Raw genomic sequence first — 2006 nt, 5'->3', positions numbered from 1 at the left:
GCCCGGCAGCGGGCGCTGGCTGCTGTTGGAGCTGCAGCATCATCTGATCGGGGATCACACGACACTGGAGGTGATGCATGCCGAGGTCCGAGCCGTGCTGGAGGGACGCGAGCAGGAGCTGGCAGCCCCGCAGCCGTTCCGCAACTTGGTGGCGGCGGTACGGCTTGGCGTGGGTGCAGACGCGCATGAAGAGTTCTTCCGGGAGCTGCTGGGGGACATCGATGAGCCGTGCACGCCCTTTGGCCTGTGCGAGGTCCAGGGCGACGGCAGCGGGACCCGTGAGGCGCAGCGGATGCTGCCGCAGGCGCTCAACGCGCGGCTGCGGGTTCAGGCGCGGCGGCTGGGGGTGAGCCTGGCGAGCCTGTGCCATCTGGCCTGGGGTCAGGTGGTGGCGCGCAGCAGCGACCGCGAGCAGGTGGTGTTCGGCACGGTGCTGTTCGGCCGCATGCATGGGGGTGCAGGTGGCGACCGCGCGATGGGGCTGTTCATCAACACGCTGCCGCTGCGGCTTGATCTTGATGGGACCGCCGTCGAGGCGAGCGTGCGGACCACCCACGCGCGGCTGGCCGAGCTGCTCGTACATGAGCATGCCTCGCTGGCGCTGGCGCAGCGCTGCAGCGGCGTTGCGGCGCCGGCGCCGCTGTTCAGCGCGCTGTTGAACTACCGCCACAACACGCCGGCGGCGGTCACCGCCTCCGCAGCCGATGATGTGCTGTCCGGCGTGGAATGGCTGGGCGAGGAGGAGCGCACCAATTATCCGCTGACCTTGTCGGTGGAGGATTTTGGCGAGGCGCTCGGGCTGACGGCGCAGGTGGTGGAGCCCATCTCGGCGGATCGGATCTGTGGCTACATGCAGCGGGCGCTGGAGCAGCTGGCAGAGGCGCTGGAGCATGCACCGAGCACGCCGGTGCGGGAGCTGGACATCCTGCCAGCCGACGAGCGCACCTATCTGCTGGAGAAACTGAACCGGACGGGGGCGCCGTATCCTGCGGAGCAGTGCATCCACGAGCTGTTCGAGGCACAGGTTCGCCGTGCGCCGGACGCGGTGGCGGTGGTGCATGAGGAGGAGCGGCTAAGCTATGGCGAGCTGAATGCGCGGGCCAACCGCCTGGCGCATCATCTGATCGGGCTCGGGGTGAAGCCGGACCAGCCGGTGGCGATCTGCGTTGCGCGCAGCGTGGCGATGGTGGTCGGGCTTTTGGCGATCCTCAAGGCGGGGGGCGCCTATCTGCCGCTGGATCCGGCCTATCCGTCGGTGCGGCTGCACCAGGTGCTGGAGGATGCGGCGCCCCACCTGTTGCTGGCCGATGCGGCGGGACGATCGGCGCTGGGCGACGATGCCCTACTCGATCTGACGGTGGTGGATCTGGCGGCGGCGACGCCGGAATGGGCCAATCTGCCGGAATCGGATCCGGACGCGCGTGCGCTCGGCCTCACCTCACGCCATCTCGCCTATGTGATCTACACCTCTGGATCAACAGGCACGCCCAAGGGCGTCATGATTGAGCATGCGAGCACCGTGAACCTGCTGCATTGGAGCAGCGACGTGTTTACGGCATCAGAGATCAGCCGCACGCTGTTTGCCACCTCGATCAGTTTTGATCTGTCCGTCTATGAGTGCTTCGTTCCGCTTTCGCAAGGAAGCACGCTTTACCTTGTCGAGAATGCGCTGGCGCTGGCCGAGAGGTCTTTGGATATCTCTTTGATCAACACAGTGCCCTCGGCGATCGCCGCTCTGGTCGACAGGAAAGCGGTGCCGGCTTCGACCAGCGTCGTCAATTTGGCGGGCGAGTGGCTGACGGCGGAACTGATCGAGAAGATCTTTGCGAGCAGTCGGGTCCAGAAGATTTATAATCTGTACGCGCCTTCTGAAACCACCACGTACTCAACCTGGATCTGCGTGCGAAGGGGAGACGTTGTCGTTGAGACGATTGGCCGTCCGATTGCGCACACGCGCGTGTATCTCTGTCTCTTATACACATCTCCGAGCCCACGAGACTTAGGAT

At 65.6% G+C, this 2006-nt stretch carries 1 protein-coding gene; it reads left to right on the top strand.

Annotated features, from left to right (window positions below):
- Positions 1-25 precede the first annotated feature (25 nt).
- A partial coding sequence (locus PMN64_RS42755; protein WP_411785104.1) for an AMP-binding protein occupies positions 26-2006 on the top strand: 1981 nt, incomplete at its 3' end.

The sequence above is a fragment of the Bradyrhizobium sp. UFLA01-814 genome, assembly GCF_046718885.1.
In the GTDB taxonomy this organism is placed as follows: domain Bacteria; phylum Pseudomonadota; class Alphaproteobacteria; order Rhizobiales; family Xanthobacteraceae; genus Bradyrhizobium; species Bradyrhizobium elkanii.
The sequence above is the reverse complement of the archived record's forward strand: the minus strand, read 5'-3'. Positions and strand labels throughout refer to the sequence as shown.